This is a genomic window from Rhizobium sp. BT04, from assembly GCF_030053135.1.
Classification (GTDB): Bacteria; Pseudomonadota; Alphaproteobacteria; order Rhizobiales; family Rhizobiaceae; genus Rhizobium; species Rhizobium binxianense.
Genome location: NZ_CP125653.1, coordinates 23,546 through 45,962, shown reverse-complemented (window position 1 = coordinate 45,962; position 22,417 = coordinate 23,546). Strand labels below are relative to the sequence as shown.

The 22,417-nt window shown below is 62.4% G+C and carries 20 protein-coding genes; 14 read left to right on the top strand and 6 right to left on the bottom strand.

Annotation, left to right across the window (positions count from 1 at the left end; all coding sequences use genetic code 11):
- Positions 1–11: 11 nt before the first annotated feature.
- Positions 12–584, top strand: coding sequence for a DedA family protein (locus QMO82_RS31455; protein ID WP_183609010.1), 573 nt, complete (start codon positions 12–14; stop codon positions 582–584).
- 12 nt (positions 585–596) lie between these two features.
- On the opposite strand, the gene QMO82_RS31450 is transcribed toward QMO82_RS31455, so the two are convergent.
- Positions 597–1,640 carry an NAD(P)-dependent alcohol dehydrogenase gene (locus QMO82_RS31450; protein WP_183609009.1) on the bottom strand — a complete coding sequence of 348 codons (1,044 nt, stop codon included), beginning with the start codon at positions 1,638–1,640 and terminating at the stop codon, positions 597–599.
- A gap of 498 nt (positions 1,641–2,138) precedes the next feature.
- On the opposite strand from QMO82_RS31450, the gene QMO82_RS31445 reads away from it, so the two are divergent.
- The 8 genes from QMO82_RS31445 (at position 2,139) to QMO82_RS31410 (ending at position 11,744) form a co-directional block, all read left to right on the top strand.
- Positions 2,139–2,516 carry a copper resistance protein CopC gene (locus QMO82_RS31445; RefSeq protein ID WP_183609078.1) on the top strand — a complete coding sequence of 126 codons (378 nt, stop codon included), beginning with the start codon at positions 2,139–2,141 and terminating at the stop codon, positions 2,514–2,516.
- Positions 2,517–2,827: 311 nt separating this feature from the next.
- On the top strand, positions 2,828–2,917 hold the full coding sequence (locus tag QMO82_RS31440) for a K(+)-transporting ATPase subunit F (RefSeq protein WP_183609008.1): 90 nt from the start codon (positions 2,828–2,830) through the stop codon (positions 2,915–2,917).
- Between the two features lie 65 nt (positions 2,918–2,982).
- Positions 2,983–4,686, top strand: a complete 1,704-nt coding sequence (kdpA, locus tag QMO82_RS31435; protein WP_183609007.1) for a potassium-transporting ATPase subunit KdpA — start codon at positions 2,983–2,985, stop codon at positions 4,684–4,686.
- Between the two features lie 202 nt (positions 4,687–4,888).
- Complete coding sequence (kdpB, locus tag QMO82_RS31430) at positions 4,889–6,949, top strand: potassium-transporting ATPase subunit KdpB (RefSeq protein WP_183609006.1); 2,061 nt, start codon at positions 4,889–4,891, stop codon at positions 6,947–6,949.
- Positions 6,950–6,970: 21 nt separating this feature from the next.
- Positions 6,971–7,540, top strand: coding sequence for a potassium-transporting ATPase subunit KdpC (gene kdpC / locus QMO82_RS31425; RefSeq protein ID WP_183609005.1), 570 nt, complete (start codon positions 6,971–6,973; stop codon positions 7,538–7,540).
- A 294-nt stretch (positions 7,541–7,834) separates the two neighbouring features.
- Positions 7,835–10,543 (top strand): sensor histidine kinase KdpD, encoded by a 2,709-nt coding sequence (locus QMO82_RS31420; protein ID WP_183609004.1) that lies wholly within the window; start codon positions 7,835–7,837, stop codon positions 10,541–10,543.
- On the top strand, positions 10,540–11,232 hold the full coding sequence (locus tag QMO82_RS31415) for a response regulator transcription factor (protein ID WP_183609003.1): 693 nt from the start codon (positions 10,540–10,542) through the stop codon (positions 11,230–11,232). Before QMO82_RS31420 ends, QMO82_RS31415 begins: the two co-directional genes overlap by 4 nt.
- Positions 11,233–11,288: 56 nt before the next feature.
- A complete protein-coding gene (locus QMO82_RS31410; protein WP_183609002.1) occupies positions 11,289–11,744 on the top strand; it encodes a PTS sugar transporter subunit IIA in 456 nt (151 codons plus the stop codon).
- Between the two features lie 69 nt (positions 11,745–11,813).
- On the opposite strand, the gene QMO82_RS31405 is transcribed toward QMO82_RS31410, so the two are convergent.
- Positions 11,814–12,830, bottom strand: coding sequence for a porin (locus QMO82_RS31405; protein ID WP_183609001.1), 1,017 nt, complete (start codon positions 12,828–12,830; stop codon positions 11,814–11,816).
- Positions 12,831–13,193: 363 nt separating this feature from the next.
- On the opposite strand from QMO82_RS31405, the gene QMO82_RS31400 reads away from it, so the two are divergent.
- From QMO82_RS31400 to QMO82_RS31380, 5 genes are all read left to right on the top strand, one after another.
- Positions 13,194–14,219: a sulfate ABC transporter substrate-binding protein gene (locus QMO82_RS31400; protein ID WP_183609000.1), complete on the top strand. Its 1,026-nt coding sequence runs from the start codon at positions 13,194–13,196 to the stop codon at positions 14,217–14,219.
- Between the two features lie 8 nt (positions 14,220–14,227).
- Positions 14,228–15,085, top strand: coding sequence for a sulfate ABC transporter permease subunit CysT (cysT, locus tag QMO82_RS31395; RefSeq protein WP_116409194.1), 858 nt, complete (start codon positions 14,228–14,230; stop codon positions 15,083–15,085).
- Positions 15,075–15,947 carry a sulfate ABC transporter permease subunit CysW gene (gene cysW, locus QMO82_RS31390; protein WP_183608999.1) on the top strand — a complete coding sequence of 291 codons (873 nt, stop codon included), beginning with the start codon at positions 15,075–15,077 and terminating at the stop codon, positions 15,945–15,947. The genes cysT and cysW overlap by 11 nt, the downstream gene beginning before the upstream one ends.
- Before the next feature lie 10 nt (positions 15,948–15,957).
- Entirely contained in the window at positions 15,958–16,998 is a 1,041-nt protein-coding gene (locus tag QMO82_RS31385; protein WP_183608998.1) for a sulfate/molybdate ABC transporter ATP-binding protein, read from the top strand.
- Between the two features lie 225 nt (positions 16,999–17,223).
- The gene (locus QMO82_RS31380; protein ID WP_183608997.1) at positions 17,224–18,099 is read left to right on the top strand and encodes a cell wall hydrolase; all 876 of its coding nucleotides are present in this window, start codon (positions 17,224–17,226) and stop codon (positions 18,097–18,099) included.
- Positions 18,100–18,132: 33 nt separating this feature from the next.
- Here the strand turns inward: QMO82_RS31380 and pepT are convergent, their stop codons facing one another.
- From pepT to QMO82_RS31360, 4 genes are all read right to left on the bottom strand, one after another.
- Positions 18,133–19,365 carry a peptidase T gene (gene pepT, locus QMO82_RS31375; protein ID WP_183608996.1) on the bottom strand — a complete coding sequence of 411 codons (1,233 nt, stop codon included), beginning with the start codon at positions 19,363–19,365 and terminating at the stop codon, positions 18,133–18,135.
- Between the two features lie 94 nt (positions 19,366–19,459).
- Positions 19,460–20,518, bottom strand: coding sequence for an ABC transporter ATP-binding protein (locus tag QMO82_RS31370; protein ID WP_183608995.1), 1,059 nt, complete (start codon positions 20,516–20,518; stop codon positions 19,460–19,462).
- Positions 20,519–20,524: 6 nt separating this feature from the next.
- Positions 20,525–21,355, bottom strand: a complete 831-nt coding sequence (locus QMO82_RS31365) for a carbohydrate ABC transporter permease (protein WP_097616404.1) — start codon at positions 21,353–21,355, stop codon at positions 20,525–20,527.
- A gap of 4 nt (positions 21,356–21,359) precedes the next feature.
- The gene (locus QMO82_RS31360; RefSeq protein WP_183608994.1) at positions 21,360–22,295 is read right to left on the bottom strand and encodes a carbohydrate ABC transporter permease; all 936 of its coding nucleotides are present in this window, start codon (positions 22,293–22,295) and stop codon (positions 21,360–21,362) included.
- Between the last annotated feature and the right edge of the window lie 122 nt (positions 22,296–22,417).

Sequence of the window (22,417 nt, the reverse complement as noted above, 5' to 3'; positions counted from 1 at the left end):
GGCGGACCCGCGTGTCTATCGAAGCGCTGATCGAGCATTACGGTCTGCTGGCAATATTTCTGGGCGCTGCCTTCGAAGGCGAAACGGCGGCGTTTCTCGGCGGTGTGATTGCCCATCGCGGACTGCTGAGCTACTGGTCGGCGTCGCTTGCGGCCACGGCGGGATCCTTCGCCGGCGATCAATTGTGGTTCTTCGCCGGCCGTTATGCCGCCAGATGGGGCCTCGTGCGCCGCCTGATGCAGAGACCGGCGATGGCGCGCGCAACCCGGCTGCTGGAAAGATATCCCACCGGCTTCATATTCGCGTTTCGTTTTCTGGTGGGGTTGCGGACGATCAGCCCTGTTGTCATCGGGACGACGCGAATACCGACCGGAAAATTCGTCATCTTGAATGCCGCCGCCGCACTGGTGTGGGGGCAGCTTTTCACGGCGCTCGGTTACCTCTTCGGGCACGGCATCCAGCAGATGTTGGGCCAGCTTCCCCTCCATCGCCATCTGCTGATCGCCGTCGGAGCCGCCGCTATCGTCGCGGCCGCCGCCCTTGTCTTTCGCAAGATGAAATTGAGCGCCGGGCACTCATCGTAAGGCTGCCTCGCCCTATTCCATCACGATCTGCAGCTTCACGTCGCTCGGCCGCGCCTCGACGGCGCGATCGAACGCCTTGATCGAATCCTCGAACTTGAAGGTCTCTGATATCAGCGGCTTTAGGTCGACGCGACCGGAGCCGAGCAGCGCGATCGAGCGCTCATACTGATGCGCGTAGCGGAACACCGTCTCGATGCGGATCTCTTTGGTGGATGCCGTCGAAACGTCGAAACCAATCGGGTTGACCGGCAGGCCGACCGCGACGATGACGCCGCCCGGGCGCGGCAGCGCCATGATCGTTTCCCAGGCTTTCGGCGAGCCGGAGCATTCGAAGACGACATCGGCGCCCCAGCCGTCGGTCAGCCTGCCCACTTCTTCGCTCAGGCTCTTCTCGCGAATATTGACCGGAATGACGCCCTGGTACTGCGCTGATATATCGAGCTTCGGCTGGGCGAGATCGGCAACGATCGCCCGGGCGCAGCCGCCGGCAAGCGCCGCGATCGCCACCATCGTGCCGATCGGCCCGGCGCCGAGTACGACGGCAGTATCACCCGGCACTATCTTTGCCTTGCTCGCTGCCTGCATGCCGACGGCGAAGGGTTCGACCATGGCGCCTTCGGCGAAGCTGACATTGTCGGGCAGCTTGAATGTGTAGTTGGCGGGATGCACGACCTCCGGCGTCAGCACGCCGTGGATCGGCGGGGTCGCCCAGAAGGTCACGGCCGGGTCGATATTGTACAGGCCGAGCCGGCTCGCCTTGGAATTCGGATCGGGAATGCCGGGTTCCATGCAGACGCGGTCGCCGACTTTCAGATGCGTGACGCCGGCGCCGACCTCGACCACCGTGCCCGCCGCCTCATGGCCGAGCACCATCGGCGCGTTGACGATGAAGGGGCCGATCTTGCCGTGCGTGTAATAATGCACGTCCGAACCGCAGACGCCGACGGTATGAATCTTGATCTTCACCTCGCCGGGGCCGGTTTCGAGCGGCAGATCGATATCGCGAAGCGCAAGCTCATGCTGGCGTTCCAGCACCAGCGCACGGACTTTGGTCATGATCGGTTTCCTCCCTATGGCTCCCGCGCTTCATCGAGCGCCGCTGGAGACGACTATAAGACGGTAAGGGGTGGCAATTCAATCGCATCAATCAAGCTTTTGCTCAACATATGATGAAATGCCCATCTTCTATAATCCGAAAGATTGCCGTTCCAAGACCTCTGTATGATTTCCGCCGAGGGCGTCGGGGAGTACATTCTTCATGCGAGTTCCCTAATAATGAGGATAGGCAAAGAGATGACGAACGACCATGATGATGTCGACAGAAATCGGTCTTACGGTCCGATGATCGCAAGGTCATTGCGGGAGTTCTGGCACCGGCTTGTGAAGCCGATCGCCACGCTCCCGAAAACCGGACAGCCGAGGCCGGTACGCATAACTATAGAGACAAGGGATCGAAATCATCCCCGGCCGCGTTATTAGCATGCGCCGGCATGGCGCTACGGAAGCATGACGGCACCGGGCACCATGCGGATCGGCAAGATAGGGAAGGCCATCATGAAGTCGATCGTGTCGTTCTGTCTGTTCGCATCCCTTCTCTTCGCGGCAAACGAGGCGTCTGCGGCCCTGGAACAAGCATCCCTACCGCCGCCGCAGCAGCAGCAGCAGCAGCAGGAAGAAAAGCTGGTGCCGGCCAATCTCGAACTCACCTTCCCCGGCCCAGTCGATCTTGCCCGCTCAACGGCCATCCTGCTGGATGCCCAGGGAACCGCACTTCCCACAGGCAAGCCATTTCTCTCCGGTCCCGAAGGATCCGTGTTCAAGATCCCCCTCGATCCCGCTATAGCGCCGGGCCTCTATACCCTCGACTGGCGCGTGCTCTCGATGGATGGCCGCAGCGCCGAAGGTCGGTACCAGTTCCGGGTCGATCCTTAGCCTCACTTGGCGGTTCGCGCCAAAAAAGCATTTATAAGATTTTTATATTGATGCCGGTTCGGCCGTCTCGAACCTTTATGCCGTTCGGCTCCATATTGATGTCCGAGAGATCGAAAAGATCATCTCCACGCCAGAAAGCATGAAAGGCGGCCTTCTTCTGGATGGCGCCCTTTGTCTTGTCTGACTCCAAGAACAACAACAGGAGTCACGATCATGATGGACATCATTCTACTCGCCACCGCGATCATATTCTTTGCGCTGTGCTTTGCCTACACCAGAGCCTGCGACAGGCTTTGACAGGAGACCCGACGATGACCCTCGATTATGTCCTGGGCGGTGCCGTAACCGTGTTTCTCACCGTTTATCTCACCTACGCTCTCCTTCGCCCGGAACGCTTCTAAAAAGAACTGGCGCTTCAGAGGTCGCGCGCGACCGAGAAGCAGCCGGGTATTGAAAGTTACCCCAAATGACCCTCAACGGATGGCTTCAGATCCTGCTTTACTGCGGGATCGTCCTCGTGCTCGTCAAACCGCTCGGCGGCTACATGACGCGTGTCTTCAGCGGCGAGCGCACGCTCCTGTCACCGGTCCTCGTTCCGATCGAACGGGGGCTTTACCGCATCGCCGGCACCAGCGAAGGCGAGGAGCAGCATTGGACCTCCTATGCCTTCGCCATGCTGATGTTCAACCTGCTCGGCGTCATCGTGCTTTACGCGCTGCAGCGCCTGCAGGCCGGTCTTCCTTATAATCCGGCCGGCATGGCAGCCGTCCCGCCGGAGCTTTCCTTCAACACCGCCGTCAGCTTCGTCAGCAACACCAACTGGCAGAACTACGGCGGCGAAAGCACGATGTCCTATCTGACGCAGATGGCCGGCTTCACCGTCCAGAACTTCGTCTCCGCGGCGACCGGCATTGCCATCGCGCTCGCCTTCATCCGCGCCTTCTCGCGCGCTTCGGGCAAGGCGATCGGCAATTTCTGGGTCGATATGACAAGGGCGACCTTCTACGTGCTGCTGCCGATCTGCATCGTGCTGACGCTTGTTTTCGTCTATCTCGGCGTGCCGCAGACGCTTGGGCCTTACGTCAACGCGACGACGCTCGAAGGCGCGCAGCAGACGATCGCCGTCGGCCCCGTCGCCTCGCAGCTTGCCATCAAGATGCTCGGCACCAATGGCGGCGGCTTCTTCAACGCCAATTCGGCCCATCCGTTCGAAAACCCCGATGCGATCTCCAACCTCATCCAGATGGTGTCGATCTTCGCGATCGGTGCGGCCCTGACCAACGTGTTCGGCCGCATGGTCGGTAACCAGCGCCAGGGCTGGGCGATCCTCGCCACGATGGGCATACTCTTCATCGCCGGTGTCGGCATCACCTATTGGGCGGAAGCCGCCGGCAATCCGCTGATGCACGCCTTCGGTCTTGGCGGCGGCAACATGGAAGGCAAGGAAGTCCGCTTCGGCGTCGCCCTGTCCTCGCTCTTTGCGGTCATCACCACGGCAGCCTCTTGCGGTGCTGTTAACGCCATGCATGGCAGCTTCACCGCGCTTGGCGGCCTCATTCCGCTGATCAACATGCAACTCGGCGAAGTCATCGTCGGCGGTGTTGGCGCCGGTTTCTACGGCATCCTGCTGTTCATCATCGTCGCCGTCTTCGTCGCCGGCCTGATGGTCGGCCGCACGCCGGAATATCTCGGCAAGAAGATCGAAGCGAAGGAAATGAAGATGGCCGTTCTCGCCATCCTCTGCCTGCCGCTCGCCATGCTTGTTTTCACCGCAATCGCAAGCGTCCTTCCGAGTGCGATTGCATCGGTCGGCACTTCAGGTCCGCACGGCTTCTCCGAAATCCTCTATGCCTATACGTCGGCTGCGGCCAACAACGGCTCGGCTTTCGGCGGACTCACAGGTAACACGCCCTGGTACAACGTGACGCTCGGCATCGGCATGCTGATGGGCCGCTTCCTGGTCATCATCCCGGCGCTTGCCATCGCCGGTTCGCTGATCGCCAAGAAGTCGGTTCCGGCCTCGGCAGGCACCTTCCCGACGGATAGTCCGCTCTTCGTCGGCCTGCTCGTCGGCACGATCCTGATCGTCGGCGGCCTGACCTTCTTCCCGGCCTTAGCGCTTGGCCCTGTCGTCGAGCACCTGGTCATGATCGCCGGCCAGACTTTTTGAGGTGATACCATGATCCTCCGTCACAGGCTTCGCAACGCCTTCCACCCTTGTCCCGGTGCACCGGGAATGGCCAGACGGCACGCGCCTCCGACACCATCCTGGTGATGATGGCAGGCCTCCTCGTCATCGCCGCCATCTTCAAAATCCTACAGGGCTGACCGGCTTCCGGTTCGCCATCCTCGTTTCAAAGCTGGAGTCTCTTATGAGCCAGGCAAATTCCGCGAGTATCCTGGATAGTCGCATCCTCATTCCGGCCGTGGGCGCCGCTTTCAAGAAGCTCAACCCCCGCGCGCTCGCCAGAAACCCGGTCATGTCAGTCGTGGCCACGGTCTCGGTGCTGACCACCGTCCTCTTCCTGCGCGATCTCGTGGCAGGCAACGGCAATCTCGGCTTCTCGTTCCAGATCAATCTCTGGCTCTGGTTCACCGTGCTGTTTGCCAATTTCGCCGAGGCCGTCGCCGAAGGTCGCGGCAAGGCACAGGCAGATTCGCTGCGCAAGGCGCGCACCGAAACCCAGGCCAAACTGCTGACCGCCAATAGTGGCAGCGGCTACCGCATGGTGCCGGGCACCAGCCTCAAGGTCGGCGACCTCGTGCTCGTCGAGGCCGGCGACATCATCCCGTCGGACGGCGAAGTCATTGAAGGTGTGGCCTCCGTCAATGAGGCGGCGATAACAGGCGAATCTGCCCCGGTCATCCGCGAATCCGGCGGCGACCGCTCGGCGGTCACCGGCGGCACGCAGGTGCTGTCCGACTGGATCCGCGTCCGCATCACCGCCGCTGCCGGCTCGACCTTCCTCGACCGGATGATCGCGCTCGTCGAAGGTGCGGAGCGCCAGAAGACCCCGAACGAGATCGCGCTCAACATCCTGCTCGCCGGCATGACGCTGATTTTCGTGCTTGCCACCGCGACGATCCCGAGCTTTGCCATCTATGCCGGCGGCTCGATCCCGATCATCGTGCTCGTCGCCCTCTTCGTCACGCTGATCCCGACGACGATCGGCGCGCTGCTGTCGGCAATCGGCATCGCCGGCATGGACCGCCTCGTCCGCTTCAACGTGCTCGCCATGTCCGGCCGCGCCGTGGAAGCAGCCGGCGACGTCGACACGCTGCTGCTCGACAAGACCGGCACGATCACCCTCGGCAATCGCCAGGCGACGACCTTCCGCCCGGTGCGCGGCGTTTCCGAACAGGATCTCGCCGATGCCGCCCAGCTCGCTTCGCTGGCCGACGAAACCCCGGAAGGCCGCTCCATCGTCGTGCTCGCCAAGGAAAAATATGCGATCCGCGGCCGTGACATGGCAAGCCTGAAGGCGACTTTCGTGCCCTTCACCGCCCAGACCCGCATGAGCGGCGTCGATCTCGAAGGCTCTTCGATCCGCAAGGGCGCGGTCGACGCCGTGCTGGCTCACGTCAACGGCGACGCATCCTCGAAGAACGGCAGCGAGGTCGTGCGCGAGTTGCAGTCGATATCAGACGAGGTCGCCAAATCGGGCGGCACACCGCTGGCGGTCGCCCGCGACGGCAAGCTGCTCGGCATCATCCAGCTGAAGGACATCGTCAAGGGCGGCATCCGCGAGCGCTTCACGGAACTGCGCCGCATGGGCATCCGCACCGTGATGATCACAGGCGACAACCCGCTGACGGCAGCCGCCATCGCCGCCGAAGCCGGCGTCGACGATTTCCTTGCCCAGGCAACGCCTGAGATGAAGCTGGCGCTGATGCGCGAGGAACAGTCCAAAGGCAAGCTCGTCGCCATGTGCGGCGACGGCACCAATGACGCGCCCGCACTCGCCCAAGCCGATGTCGGCGTTGCCATGAACACCGGCACTGTCGCTGCCCGCGAGGCCGGCAACATGGTCGATCTCGATAGCGACCCGACGAAGCTGATCGAGATCGTCGAGATCGGCAAGCAGCTGCTGATGACGCGCGGCGCGCTGACGACCTTCTCGATCGCCAACGACATCGCCAAGTACTTCGCCATCATCCCGGCGATGTTCCTGACCTTCTACCCGCAACTCGGCATCCTCAACGTCATGGGGCTTTCGACGCCGCAAAGCGCCATACTGTCGGCGATCATTTTCAACGCGCTCATTATCATCGCGCTGATCCCGCTGTCGCTGAAGGGTGTGCGCTACCGGCCGATCGGCGCCGGCGCGCTGCTGTCGCGCAACCTGCTGATCTACGGCCTCGGCGGCATCATCGTCCCCTTCATCGGCATCAAGGCGATCGACATGGCCGTCGCAGCCCTCGGTCTCGCCTGAGCACTCCAAGGAGTAAGAACAATGTTTAGAGAATTTCGCCCGGCGGTCGTCATGATCGTCGCCACCACCGCCATAACAGGTCTTCTTTATCCTCTCGCCATGACCGGTGCGGCCCAGGCCCTCTTCCCCGCCCAGGCCAACGGCAGCCTGGTCGAGAAGAACGGCCAGGCGATCGGCTCGACGCTGATCGGCCAGGCCTTCACCAGCGACAAGTATTTCCACGGCCGTCCCTCGGCCGCCGGCGACGGCTACAATGCGGCCGCCTCCAGCGGCTCGAACCTCGGCCCGACCAGCCAGAAGCTGATCGACCGCGTCAAGGGCGACTACGAGGCCGCCAAGGCGACGAACCCGAGCGCGGAAGTGCCCGCCGACCTCGTCACCGCTTCCGGCAGCGGCCTCGATCCCGATATTTCGCCCGAAGCCGCCTACTTCCAGGTAGCGCGCGTCGCCAAGGCGCGAAGCCTGGATGAGGCTAAGGTCAAGGCGCTGGTCGATGGCGCCGTTCAAGACCGCGAACTCGGCATCTTGGGCGAGCCCACCGTCAATGTTCTGGCGTTGAACCAGAGCCTTGATGCTTCTATGACTGAGTGAGTTTGGCGAGAAAGCAACCCAATCTCCGTCATCCCAGGGCTTGACTCACTGATGTCCGGTTGGCGCTGACGGCTGCCCCTCACCCTAACCCTCTCCCCGTTCTGACGGGGAGAGGGGACGTGCCACGCGACAGCTGGGCGAGGGACGGAGAGGTCGCGGCATGTCCCCTTCGCCCCGTTTACGGGGAGAAGGTGGCGGCAGCCGGATGAGGGGCTGGTCTCGCCGCGGAAACATCGGGAATGCCATCCGCCAGCTGAACCTCGATTGCAGCCATTCGCAGAAAGACCAAACTACATGCCAGACGACAATCGCGACCAGGCCGGCAGGCCCTCGCCCGATGCGCTTCTCGAGAAAGCCCGGGCCGAAACGCGCGGCCGTCTGAAGATCTTTCTGGGGGCCGCGCCCGGCGTCGGCAAGACCTATGAAATGCTGATCTCCGGCCGTGCCAAGATTGCCGACGGCCTCGATGTCGTCATCGGCGTTGTCGAGACCCACGGCCGCAAGGAAACCGAGGCGCTCGTCGCCGGCTTCGAGATCATTCCCCGCGTCGAAATCGATTATAAGGGCCGGCTGCTGGAGGAAATGGACCTCGACGGCATCCTCGCCCGCAGGCCCGATCTCGTGCTGGTCGACGAACTGGCCCACACCAATGCCGAGGGCAGCCGCCATCCGAAACGCTATCTCGACGTGAGGGAGTTGCTCGATCGCGGCATCGACGTCTATACGACGCTGAACATCCAGCATGTCGAAAGCCTGAACGACGTCGTCTCGCAGATCACCCGCATCCGCGTGCGCGAGACCGTGCCGGACTCGATCATCGACCTTGCAGACGATGTCGAGATCATCGACCTGACGCCGGACGATCTGATCAAGCGCCTGCATGACGGCAAGGTCTATATGGCGCGCACCGCCGAGCGGGCGCTGACCAATTATTTCACGCCCGGCAATTTGACGGCGCTCAGGGAACTGGCGCTGCGCAAGACCGCCCAGCGCGTCGACGACCAGCTGCTCACCCATATGCAGGCCCATGCCATATCGGGTCCCTGGGCGGCGGGCGAACGCGTCCTTGTCTCGGTCGACCATCATCCGCGCTCCGCCTCGCTGGTGCGTTATGCCGCCCGCATGGCCTCCCGGCTGCGCGCGCCGTGGGCTGCCGTCTATATCGAGACCAACCGCTCGATCAATCTGAGCGAGGCGGAGCGCGACACGGTCGCCGCGACGCTGCGCCTGGCCGAGCAGCTCGGCGGCGAAGCGATCACCATTCCCGGCCGCGAAGTGGCCGAAGAACTGGTTCGCCACGCCACCGCCAACAACGTCACCCATATCGTCATCGGCGCCCCCAAGAAGCCGACATGGCGCGACTGGTGGCACCGCTCGATCACCGACGAGCTGATCCGCAAGACCGGCGAGATCAGCGTCCATGTGATTTCAGGCAATGAGAAGGACGGCACCACGGCGCGCGGCGTCAAAGCCGCCGCCACGGCGCCGCCGCTGGATCTCTGGGCCTATCTGCTGGCAACCGCCTACGTCGCCATCGCGCTCGGCGTCAGCATCGTGCTCGACCAGGTGCTCGACGTGCGCAACCTCGCCCTCGTCTTCCTGATGGCGGTGCTGACCTCCGCCGTCCTCCACGGCCTGCGGCCGGCGCTTTACAGCTGCATCCTCGGCGCTCTGTCCTTCAACTTCTTCTTCCTGCCGCCGCGCTACACGCTGACGATCAGCGATCCGGAAAGCGTGCTCGCCCTGTTCTTCTTTCTGGGCGTCGCCATCATCGCCAGCAACCTGACCGCGACGGTGCAGCGCCAGGCCGCCGCCGCCCGCCAGCGGGCGCGCACGACCGAAGACCTCTATCTCTTCTCCAAGAAGCTCGCCGGCACCGGCACGCTCGACGACGTGCTCTGGGCGACCGCCTTCCAGCTCGCCTCGATGCTGAAGGTCCGCGTCGTACTGCTGCTGCCGGAGGAGGACGGCATCGCGGTCAAGGCCGGTTATCCCCCCGATGATACGCTTGATGACGCCGATATCGCCGCCGCCCGCTGGGCCTGGGAACACAATCATGCCGCCGGCCGCGGCGCCGACACCCTGCCCGGCGCCAAGCGCCTCTATGTGCCGCTCAGAACCGGGCGCGCCGCCGTCGGCGTCATCGGCCTCGACAGCGACCGTCGCGACGGGCCGCTCCTGACGCCGGAACAACAGCGGCTGCTCGATGCGCTGGCCGACCAGGCTGCCCTTGCCATCGAACGCGTGCAGCTCGTCGCCGACGTCGACCGGGCAAGGCTCGCAGCCGAAGCCGACCGGTTGCGCTCGGCCCTGCTCACCTCGATCTCGCATGACCTGAAGACGCCGCTTGCCGCCATCCTGGGCGCCGCCGGCACGCTGCGCGACTATTTCGCCGCCATGCCGGAGGAGGACCGCAGCGACCTGCTCGCAACCGTCGTCGACGAGTCCGAGCGCCTCAACCGTTTCATCGCCAACCTGCTCGACATGACCAAGATCGAATCCGGCGCGATGGAGCCGAATCATGCGCTGCATTATGCCGGCGATATCGTCGGCAGCGCGCTGCGCCGCGCCGCAAAGATCCTCGAGCACCACAAGACCGAGATGAGCATTCCCGCCAATCTGCCGATGGTTCGCGTCGATCCGGTGCTGTTCGAGCAGGTGATCTTCAACCTGCTCGACAATGCCGCGAAATACGCGCCCGAGGGATCGGTGATCCATATCGACGGCTGGGCGGACGCCGACAACGTCATCATGCAGGTCTCGGACGAAGGCCCGGGCATCCCGCCGGCCGATCTCAGCCGCGTCTTCGACACCTTCTACCGTGTGCGCAAGGGCGATCAGGTCCGCGCCGGCACCGGCCTCGGCCTCTCCATCTGCCGCGGCTTCATCGAGGCGATGGGCGGCACGATCACCGCCGGCAACCGGACGGGCCGCCCGGGCGCCGTCTTCACCATCCGCCTGCCGAAACCCAACGACATTCCGAAACTGGACGAACTCCAATGACCGGTTCAGCCGTCAAAATCCTCGTCGTCGACGACGAACCGCCGATCCGCAAGCTGCTCCGCGTCGGCCTGACCGCGCAGGGCTACGAGGTGCAGGAGGCGCCGAACGCGAGCGCCGCCCGTCACTCGGTCGCCGACGATATACCCGATCTCATCGTGCTCGACCTCGGCCTGCCCGACAAATCAGGCCATGACCTCTTGCAGGAGTGGCGCGACGAAGGACTTTCCATGCCCGTCATCATCCTCTCCAGCCGCACCGACGAGGCCGGCATCGTCAAGGCGCTGGAAAGCGGCGCCGACGACTACGTCACCAAACCCTTCGGCGTCAACGAACTCGGCGCCCGCATCCGCGTGGCGCTGCGCCATCGCCTGCAGCAGCAAGGCGAAAAGGCGATCTTCCAAACCGACGGCCTGTCGATCGATCTCGTCAAGCGCATCGTCAAGGTCGACGGCCAGGAGATAAAATTGTCGCCGAAGGAATACGACATCCTGCGCGTGCTTGCCCAGCACGCCGGCAAGGTGCTGACACATCAGTTTCTTTTGAAGCAGGTATGGGGGCCGGCAGCCGATGTGCAATATCTGCGCGTCTACATCAGGCAGCTGCGGCAAAAGGTCGAGCAGATTCCCGACCAGCCGCACTATATCACCACCGAGACCGGCGTCGGCTACCGGCTCAGGGAACCGGACTGACCGTCCGTCCCTTCCGCTGCCCGTCCAGTATCGAGCCCAACAGCGTCGAGAATGACATGAACCTTCCCAACATCATCCGGCCGGAACACACCTTCATCGGCGTGTCGGCGCCGACAAAATGGCGCGCGCTGCAGACCATAGCCGACAAGGCCGCCAAGGCTTTCTCCGTCGATGGCCAGACCATCCTGAAGGCGCTCGAAACGCGCGAGAAGCTCGGTTCCACCGGCATCGGCAACGGCATTGCCATCCCGCATGCGGCGATCGACGGCATGACCAGCCCGCGCGGCCTTCTCGTCCGCTTCGCCCAACCGTTGGATTTCGAGGCGATCGACGATATCCCGACCGACATCGCCGTCGTGCTGCTCTTCGGGGAAAACAATCGCGGCGAATATCTGAACGTGCTTGCCGCCATCGCCAGGCGACTGCAATCGGACGGCGCGCTTGCCGCCATGCGCAAGGCAAGAACGGTCGACGAATTCTATTCCGACTTCATCGCCGATTCACGGGTGTGACGGCATTGTTCTAAATTAAAAAAGGCGCGGCCCGAAGGTCGCGCCTCACTCGCCTGCAATCAGACGATCTTAGAAATCGCGCTGGAAGCGCAGGAAGCCGAAGACTTCGTCGTCGCCTTCGTCCTCATCGTGATATTGCACGCTGAGCTTCGTACGCAGGTCTTCGACGATCTGGTAGTCGATTGTGACACCGGTCGTGTAGGCACTGCCGCCGGTGAAGCCGTTGCCGTCAGCCTCGAGAGCGATGTTTTCGAAGTACTGGAAGCCGGGAGTGATCTTCCACTTGTCGTTGATCTTCAAGGCATACTCTGCTGCGATCGTCCATTCGGATTCTTCGTAGTAGTAGTTGGCGCCGCTTGCCCATACGCCGGCAATGCCGAGCGTGCCCGGGCCGATATCGGCATAGACGATACCGCGGACAGCGACTTCGCTGGTGTCTGTATCATAGCCGGCAAGCAGGTAGGCGCTGATGGCGCCGGCCTTGTAGGAGACCTGGCCTGCGACACCAAAGTTGTTCGGGCCTTCGCCTGGCTTGGTGGCGTAGTCTTCTTCCAGCTCGTCGACCGAAATACCAGCCGTGAAAGCGCCGGCCTCGTACTGATAACGAATCGAGTTGTGGGTCGTCTCGTTGCTGGCGAGCGTATCGGTCTCGCCGCTCATGTCGTCATCCCACCAGCTGTACAGTTTACCGACGCGGAAGCCGGCAATGTCGATATAGCCTTCGTCAAGCAGAGCGTCCTGATCGGAGGCATTGTCGGCATTGTAACGCAGCGTGATGACGCCGGTGAGCGTACCGTACTCGGTGTCGTTCTTGGCCTGGAAGGTGACCTGACCGCGAGTCCAGAAGTTGACGTCGGAATCGCCGGATATCTGATCACCGAAGCGCACTTCGGTACGGATGTAGCCGCCGATCGAAAGGCATGTTTCCGTTCCCGGAATATAAAAATAGCCGGTGCCGTAGGCGTCGCAAACGCGAACATATTCCACGGGCTCGGGTTCCGCCGCCACGATGGCGTCGGCTGCGTGGGCTCCGGAGGCCGCGGCAAGGGCGGCAACGGAGGCAAAAAGGATCGTTCTGATATTCATTTTGAATGGCCCTAACAGGTTTGGAATGCGAGGCGCATTTCAAGGGATGCCCCCGCGTAGCGGCCGGTGAATACGACCGCACGGAGGCCATATAGGAATCCGCAAGTGTCATCGCGGCAAAAACCTGGCAGAAATCGACCGAGCATGGCCCTTTCGTGGAGGAACTGTGGCGAAAAAAACACGGCGCTGCGGCGGGGACGACAGGCCGCGGCCAATTGGCCGCGGCCAACTTCGGCACGTCTATTTCAAAATCACCCCTTAAATGGAATGACATTCTAACGGCAGTGCCGGAACCGGAAGAACCTTTGTTTCATTATACGACTGACTTGATAGTGTTTAGACACACACACGGAGGGTTCCCCAATGCAGACACAACGGCTCACCCGGCTCATCGCAGCCGCGGTCATGGCAGGCAGCTTCGCAATCGGGAGCATCGCTCCTGCATTCGCGGATCAGACGCTTCTTAACGTTTCCTACGATCCAACCCGCGAATTGTATAAGGATTTCAACGTCGCTTTTGCCGCCAAGTGGCAGAAGGACACCGGTGAAACCGTAACGATCCAGGCATCGCATGGTGGCTCCGGCGCCCAGGCTCGCTCCGTCATCGACGGCCTCGACGCAGACGTGGTCACGCTGGCCCTCGAAGGCGATATCGACGCCATCGCCAAGAAGACCGGCAAGATCCCGGCCGACTGGAAGACCAAGTTGCCCAACAATTCGACGCCCTATACGTCGACGATCGTCTTCCTCGTCCGCAAGGGCAACCCGAAGGGCATCAAGGATTGGGGCGACCTGATCAAGGACGGCGTGCAGGTCATCACCCCGAACCCGAAGACCTCGGGCGGCGCCCGCTGGAACTTCCTGGCCGCCTGGGCATGGGCCAAGCAGGCGAATGGCGGCGACGACGCCAAGGCGCAGGACTATGTAACGAAACTGCTGCAGCACGTTCCGGTTCTCGACACCGGCGCCCGCGGCGCGACCACCACCTTCGTCCAGCGCGGCCTCGGCGACGTGCTGCTCGCCTGGGAAAACGAAGCCTATCTTTCGCTTGAAGAGCTCGGTCCCGACCAGTTCGAGATCGTGACGCCGGCCTTCTCCATCCGCGCCGACCCGCCGGTCGCCGTCGTCGACGGCAATGTCGACAAGAAGGGCACACGCAAGGTCGCCGAAGCCTATCTCAACTACCTCTATTCCGACGAAGGCCAGAAGATCGCCGCCAAGCACTTCTACCGGCCGATCAAGCCGGAAGCCGCCGATCCGGCCGACGTCGCCCGCTTCCCGAAGCTGACGCTGGCAACCATCGACGACTTCGGCGGCTGGAAAGAAGCACAGCCGAAATTCTTCGGCGATGGCGGGGTATTTGACCAAATCTACAAGCCGGCCCAATAATAGACTTCATGAAAGCACATAGCCCCACGCGGTGGCGGTTCAAAAGGCCGAGTGTCATTCCGGGTTTCGGAATGGCGCTCGGCCTTACCTTGACCTGGCTCACCCTTCTGATCCTCATCCCGCTCTCGGGCCTTGCCGTCCGCTCGAGCGCCCTCGGCTGGGAGAAATTCTGGTCGATCGCGTTCGATCAGCGCATATTGAATGCGCTGCGCATCAGCTTCGGCAGCGCCTTCATCGCCGCAATCGTCAACGCCGTCTTCGGCATCATCCTGGCCTGGGTGCTGGTGCGCTACCGTTTCCCCGGCAAGCGCGTCATCGACGCCATGGTCGACCTGCCTTTCGCGCTGCCGACCGCCGTCGCCGGTATCGCATTGGCGGCGCTCTACGCGCCGAACGGTTGGGTCGGCCAACTCCTGACGCCGCTCGGCATCAAGATCGCCTTTACGCCAGCCGGCATCGTCGTGGCGCTGATCTTCGTCGGCCTGCCCTTCGTGGTCCGCACCGTGCAGCCGGTCATGGAGGAAATCGACAAGGAAGTGGAGGAGGCCGCAGCAACGCTCGGCGCCAATCGCTTCCAGACGATTTTCCGCGTGCTGCTGCCGGGGCTGGCGCCCGCCGTGCTCACCGGCTTTGCGCTCGCCTTTGCCCGCGGCGTCGGCGAATACGGCTCGGTCATCTTCATCGCCGGCAACCTGCCGTTCAAATCGGAGATCGCGCCGCTGCTGATCATCATCAAACTCGAAGAGTATAATTACGCGGCAGCGACCGGCATTGCGGCGATCATGCTGGTGATCTCATTCGCCATGCTGCTCGTCATCAATCTCATCCAGAGCTGGAGCAGGCGGAGGTACGGCTATGGCGCTTGATGCGACCGTTCAACCCGCGAAGCTGCGTTCGGTGACCACCGAAAACAGGATCGCGCGCTTCAGCCTGATCGCCCTTTCGCTGGTCTTCCTGCTGCTGATCCTGCTGCTGCCGCTTGCAGCCGTCTTCGTCGAGGCCTTCCGCAAAGGGCCTAGCCCCTTCTTCCAGGCGCTCGCCGACACCGAGACCTTCTCGGCGATCCGCCTGACGCTGATCGTTGCCGGCGTCAGCGTGCCGCTGAACCTCATCTTCGGGGTTGCCGCCGCCTGGGCGATCGCCAAGTTCGAGTTCAAGGGCAAGGCCTTCCTGACGACGCTGATCGACCTGCCCTTCTCGGTCTCGCCCGTGATATCGGGTCTGGTCTTCGTTCTGCTGTTCGGCTCCAGCACCTGGCTCGGCCAGTGGTTCAGCGCGCACGACATCAAGATCCTGTTTGCGGTGCCGGGATTGATCCTGGCGACGATGTTCGTCACCTTCCCCTTCGTCGCCCGCGAGCTGATCCCGCTGATGCAGGAACAGGGAACGGCCGACGAAGAGGCAGCCCTGTCGCTCGGCGCCAGCGGCTGGCAGACCTTCTGGTACGTGACGCTGCCGAATATCAAATGGGGCCTGCTCTACGGCGTGCTGCTCTGCAACGCCCGCGCCATGGGCGAATTCGGCGCCGTCTCGGTGGTGTCGGGTCACATCCGCGGCCAGACGAATACCATGCCGTTGCAGGTGGAGATTCTCTATAACGAGTATAATTTCACCGGCGCTTTTGCCGTTGCCACGCTTTTGGCCTTGCTCGCGCTCGTGACTCTTGTTTTGAAGACGCTGCTGGAAATGCGCTATAGCGCAGAAATCGCCGCCAGCCGGCGGCACTGAAGGAATTGGAATGGAAGTACGCGTTCAAAACATTCGCAAGGAATTCGATCGTTTTCCGGCGTTGCACGATGTCTCGCTCGACATCCGCTCCGGTGAGCTGATCGCACTGCTCGGCCCTTCGGGCTCCGGCAAGACGACATTGCTACGGCTGATCGCCGGCCTGGAAAGCCCGACGGAGGGACTGATCTTCTTCGGCGACGAGGATGCCTCGAAGAAATCAGTGCAACAGCGCAATATCGGCTTCGTCTTCCAGCATTATGCGCTCTTCCGCTACATGACGGTGCTCGACAACGTCTCCTTCGGGCTGAAGGTCAGAAACAGCGCGCGGCGGCCGCCCAAGGCCGACATCCGCCGGCGGGCGCTGGAATTGCTCGAACTCGTGCAGCTTTCCGGCCTTGAGAAACGCTATCCGGCGCAGCTTTCCGGCGGCCAGCGCCAGCGCGTGGCGCTCGCCCGCGCCATGGCCGTCGAGCCGAACGTGCTGCTGCTCGACGAACCCTTCGGCGCGCTCGATGCCCAGGTGCGCAAGGATCTGCGCAAGTGGCTGCGCGAGATCCACGACCGCACCGGTCACACCACCGTCTTTGTCACCCACGACCAGGACGAGGCGCTGGAGCTTGCCGACCGCGTCGTCGTCATGAGCCAGGGTGCGATCGAACAGGTCGGCACGCCGGATGAGGTCTACGACAATCCGAATTCTCCCTTCGTCTTCGGCTTCATCGGCCAGTCGAACTGCCTGCAGGTCGAGATATCAGACGGCGACATCCGCTTCGACGGCCGCTCGCTCGGCCTCAATGCCGAGGGCGAAGCGGATGGTGCTGCCCAGCTCTATTTCCGCCCGCATGACGTCAGGCTCTGCGAATCAGCGGAAAACTGCATCGCCGGTCAGCCGGTCTCCAGCCGCCGCGTGGCCGGCACCCGTCACATCGAATTGGATATCGGCAACGAGCGCCCGCATATCGAGATCGAGCTGCCGCCGAGCGAGGCCGACAGGCTCGACCGCAACCGCGTGTCGTTTAAACCGACTCGCTGGAAGCTGTTTCGCAGCTGATGGAGCGCAAACGGCGCTGTAACGCATTGAGTTGCTGCATAATTCCTTAATTTTTGGGACTTATGCAGCAGGTGGCCTCAGGGGCCGTCGCCGGAATCGCATTTGGCGAGAGTCCCGCAGGCTTTTTGTGATCTAAGGTTGTTTGTATTTCAGTCATATGACGAGTAAAAGATTTGCGCGTTAATCATAAAGGGCTGGACTAATCCCGATAGGAGGCACCTGGCGTTGAGGGCGGAGATTTCCTTTGGAAAATCCCTGATCGGGATTTTGTTCGTAGGGCTCGCGGCCACGGGCTGCACAACGACATCGAAACCGGCGGCAACGTCGGCGACCAAAACGAAGCAGGTTAAAACGGCGAAAGTCGCCTTCAATTATACGGCCAAGGATCGCGACTGCCTGCAGCGCGCAATGTATTTCGAATCGCGGCATTCGGACGAGGACGGCTATCTGGCTGTCGGCACCGTCGTCATCAACAGGCTCACCTCAGGCGCTTATCCTCCCTCGATCTGCGGCGTCGTCGCCCAGGAGAAGCAGTTTGCGCCCGGCGTGATGACACGCGAAGTCAAGCCGCAGGCCGAACCGGAGCTAGCCACTGCGGCCGATGCGATCCTCCTGAAGGGTGCGCGCCATCCTGCGGTGAAGGATGCGATGTTCTTCCACACCGATGGGCTGAAATTCCCCTACGACAACATGCATTATGTGGCGGTCGCCGGCGGCAACGCCTTCTACGAGAAGCGCGATTCCAACGGTATGCTTCAAACACCGCCGCCGCTGCCCTCCTATGAAGTGGCAATGAATTATGTGCCCGGCGAAAGCATGCTGCCGCCGCAGTTCGAGGCTCTGATACCCTCGGCGGTTCCCGTTCCGCTCCCGGCGCCGGACCCGATGGCGACGGCGAGTACGATGTCCCCGGTTAATATGGCCCCTGCGGCACGCATGGCGCCCATCGCAAATCCCATGCCGATGCCGATCACGGCGCCGGTGACTTCGCCGGCAACCGCGATCGAGCCTGAGCCAGGCATGCCGATCGCGATCCCCACGCCCCGCCCCGCCTATGACAGCGTGATGCTGCGCGGGGCTATTCCGGCGAACGGCGGCTAACGTCGTTTCGATTTTGAGTGAAGAAAGCGCGCCTTAAGCGCGCTCTTCCCAGACCCTCGCCAATTCCACGATCGTCTTGACCGCCTTTTCCATGTCCTGCCGGCTCACCCATTCGAGCGGCGAGTGGAAGGCATGGCCGCCGGCGAAGATGTTCGGGCACGGCAGGCCCATGAAGGAAAGGCGCGAGCCGTCCGTGCCGCCGCGGATGCTGCCGCGCACCGGCGTCATGCCGGCCCGGCGCACCGCCTCGATGGCGTTGTCGACGATCTCCGGGTGACGATCGAGCACCACCTTCATGTTGCGATACTGCTCCTTGACCTGGAAATGATAGGTCGAGCCGGGATAGGCCGATATCACCTCCTCAACGATGGCTTCGAGCATGGTCTCTTTTTCCACGAGCCCCTCGTCGGTGAAGTCGCGGATGATGAAACTCAGCGACGCCTTCTCCATCGAGCCGGTCACGCCTGTGGGATGGATGAAGCCCTGCTTTCCCTCGGTGGTTTCCGGCGCAATCTCCTTCGGCAGCCGGTCGATGATGGCGCCGGCGATCTTGATGGCGTTTTCCATACGGTCCTTTGCAAAGCCCGGATGGATCGCCACGCCTGAGATACCGATCTCGACGCCATCGGCCGAGAAGGTCTCGTCCTCGATATGGCCAGCCGTCTCGCCGTCCATCGTATAAGCGAAGTCAGCGCCGAGTTTCTTCAGGTCGACCTTGTTGACGCCGCGCCCGACTTCCTCGTCGGGTGTGAACAGGAGCTTGATCGTCCCGTGCCGGATCTCGGGATTGTCGACGAGGATCTTGGCCGCGGTCATGATTTCCGCCAGTCCGGCCTTGTCGTCGGCACCGAGCAAGGTGGTTCCATCGGTCGTGACGATGTCGTTGCCGATCTGGTTGTTCAGCTCGGGATGCTCGGCGACGCGGATCACCCGGCTCGGATCGCCGATAAGCTTGATATCCCCGCCGGCATAATTCGTAACGATCTGCGGCTTGACGCCAGTGCCGCTGAAATCGGGCGCCGTATCCATATGCGAGCAGAAACAGATGACCGGCACCGTCTTGTCGCTATTGGCCGGAATGGTCGCATAGACATAACCGTGTTCGTCGAGATGCGCATCCGCAAGCCCGATCGTCAGCAGTTCCTCGACCAGAACCCGGCCGAGATCCTTCTGCTTGCCGGTGGTCGGCTGCGTCGACGAAGAGGGATCGGATTGGGTATCGATAACGACATAGCGGAGAAAGCGGTCGAGAACAGTGTCGGTCATGGCATCCACTCCAGCAAGATCACGCCAGGGATATAACCCTTGCGGGTGATGCGGCAAAAGATTTTTCCGCTCGCAGCGCCTGAGGGGTTCCCATTCAATCCAAGCGCTGTCCCTCGCCATCGAACACATGCAGATATTGGGCGGGGAAGGTCACATTGACCTTCGGACCCGCCTTCAGCGCTTCGCGGTTCAGCGTGAAGATCTTGAACGGCAGGCCATGCAGGGCAAGGTGCAGGATGATGCCGAAGCCCGTCGGCTCGACAAGCTCCACGTCCGCGGCCAGTCCCGCGCCGTTGTCGCTCATCACAACATGTTCCGGCCGGATGCCGAGCGTCACCTTTGCGCCGTCGGCAAGCAGCAGCGGTTTGGCCAGCGGCACGATCGTGCCGTCCTTCAGCCTCACGCCGCCCGCCTCATAGCTCGCCTCGAGGAAATTCATCCCCGGCGAGCCGATGAAGCCGGCAACGAAGAGATTGGCGGGGCGGTCGTAGAGTTCGAGCGGACTGCCGACCTGCTGGACCACGCCGCCATGCATGGCGACGATCCGGTCCGCCAGCGTCATCGCCTCGATCTGGTCATGGGTCACATAGATCGAGGTCGCCTTCAGGTCGCCGTGCAGTTTCTTGATTTCGGCGCGCATCTGTTCGCGCAGGCGGGCGTCGAGGTTGGACAGCGGTTCGTCGAACAGGAAGGCCTTCGGCTGGCGCACGATGGCGCGGCCCATGGCGACGCGCTGGCGCTGGCCGCCGGAAAGCGCCTTCGGCCGCCGTTCGAGCAGCGGATCGAGGCCGAGCTTGCCGGCCGCGGCGGCCACAGCACTTGCAATCTTCTCCTTTGCCGTCCTCCTGAGTTTCAGGCTGTAGCTCATATTGCCGGCGACGTTCATGTGCGGGTAGAGCGCATAGGACTGGAACACCATGGCGATGTCGCGGTCCTTGGGATGCAGTTCGTTCACTCTGGCGCCTGCAATGCGGATCTCGCCTGATGTGACATCCTCCAGCCCGGCGATCATGCGCAGGAGCGTGGACTTGCCGCAGCCGGACGGACCGACGAGCACGACGAATTCGCCGTCGCGGATTTCGAGGTCGACGCCGTGCAGCACCTGCACGTGGCCATAGGCCTTGCGGATATTCTGGATATCGATCGATGCCATTTTTGTTTAACCCTTGACCGCGCCGGCCGTCAGGCCCTGGACGAGATAACGCTGGATGAGCAGGAAGAAGAGGCCGGCCGGAATGAGCGCCATGACGCCCGCCGCCATCATCTGCCCGAAATCCACCGAGAATTTCGAAACGAAGGTGAGAAGCCCGACCGGGAAGGTCGCGGCGTCATTGCCGTTGATCAGCATCAGTGCGAAAAGCAGCTCGCTCCAGGCGGCGGTGAAGACGAAGCCGAGCGTCGCGGCGATGCCCGGCAGCGTCAGCGGCAGGATGATCTGCCGGAAGGCGGTGAACTGCGTCGCGCCGTCGATCATTGCCGCTTCTTCGAGATCTCTCGGGATGCCGTCGAAAAAGGACTGCATCAGGAAGGTGGCGAAGGGCACGTTGAAGGCGGTGTAGACGATGACCAGCCCGGTCAGGCTGTTGGTCAGATGCAAGGGCGACAGAATTTTGAAGATCGGCGCCACCAGCATGACGAGCGGGAACATCTGGGTCAGCAGCATCAGCGCGATGATCCAGTATTTGGCCCGAAAATTGAAACGTGACAGCGCGTAGCCGGAGAGCGAGGCGCAGATCGTCACCGTCACCGCCGTCGAGGCCGAGACGATCAGGCTGTTCTTGAAGAAGGTTGGAAAGGCGCTGTGCTGCAGCACGAAGGCATAGTGATCCCAGCTCGTGCGCGACGGCCACATGCGCACCCCTTCGCTATAGAGCAGGTCGTTCGGCGTCACCGACACCTTGAGCAGCCAGAACAGCGGGAAGAGCGCGAAGGCGATGTAGCAGAGGATCGCCAGACGGTGCGCGATGGTGGGAATGACGGATCGTCTCATGATCTCAATCCTTGTTCAGCAGCGTCTGCCGCAGCAGGATGATCAGCATCGAATAGGCAAGCAGCAGCACCAGCAGTACCAGCGCAATCGCCGAGGCATAGCCGAAATCAAGCCGCTTGAACGCCGTGGTGAAGATATAGCTGGCGACGATCTGCGTCCGGTCGGCCGGCCCGCCATTGGTCATGACGACGATGAGATCGGCGAAATTGGAAATCCAGACGGTGCGCAGGAGCACGGTGATGGCGATGGTCGGCGCCAGGAACGGCAGGGTGATCGAGCGGAAGCGCTGGAACCAGCCGGCGCCGTCGATCGAGGCCGCCTCATAGAGATCGCGCGGGATCGCCTGCAGGGCCGCAAGCAGCGTGATGGCGAAGAAGGGGATGCCCCACCAGACATTGGCGGCGATCGGCCCCCACATCGCATAATCGGGATCGGAAAGAATATTGCCCGGCTCATGCATCAGACCGAGCCCGAAGAGCCAGTGCGGGATCGGCCCGATGACGGGATTGAACAGCCAGGCCCAGTTCAGGCCGGCGAGAAAGGACGGCACGGCCCAGGGCAGGAAGACCAATGCCTGCGCGATCGCCCGGCCCGGGAACGGCTTGTCGAGCAGCAGCGCCAGGATCAGCCCGAAGGCGAACTGCAGCACGACGGAGGCCCCGGTCCACCAGAGCGTATTCCGCAGCGCCCCATAGAAGGCCGCATCCCCGGCAAGCTCGCGGAAATGATCGAGCCCGACGAAGCCGCCGGAAAACGGATTGAGCAGCTGGATATCGCGGAAGGCATAGGAAATCCCGACCGTCAGCGGCACCAGCATGACCGCGACGATCAGGATCAGCGACGGCGCGCTGTAGAGATAGGGCTCCGAGGCATCGGCAAAACGACGCAGCCATGGCCTGCGGTCGCGACGCATGTCGAGCGTATCGGCGGAAATGGTCATCGGATTGCAGTTTCCATTGTCTTACGCGATTGAGAATTTGTGGCGCTTTTGAATGGATCGGAGCCCCATCCGACCCTTCGGGCCACCTTCTCCCCGCTGGGGAGAAGGGGAAAAGAAACGTT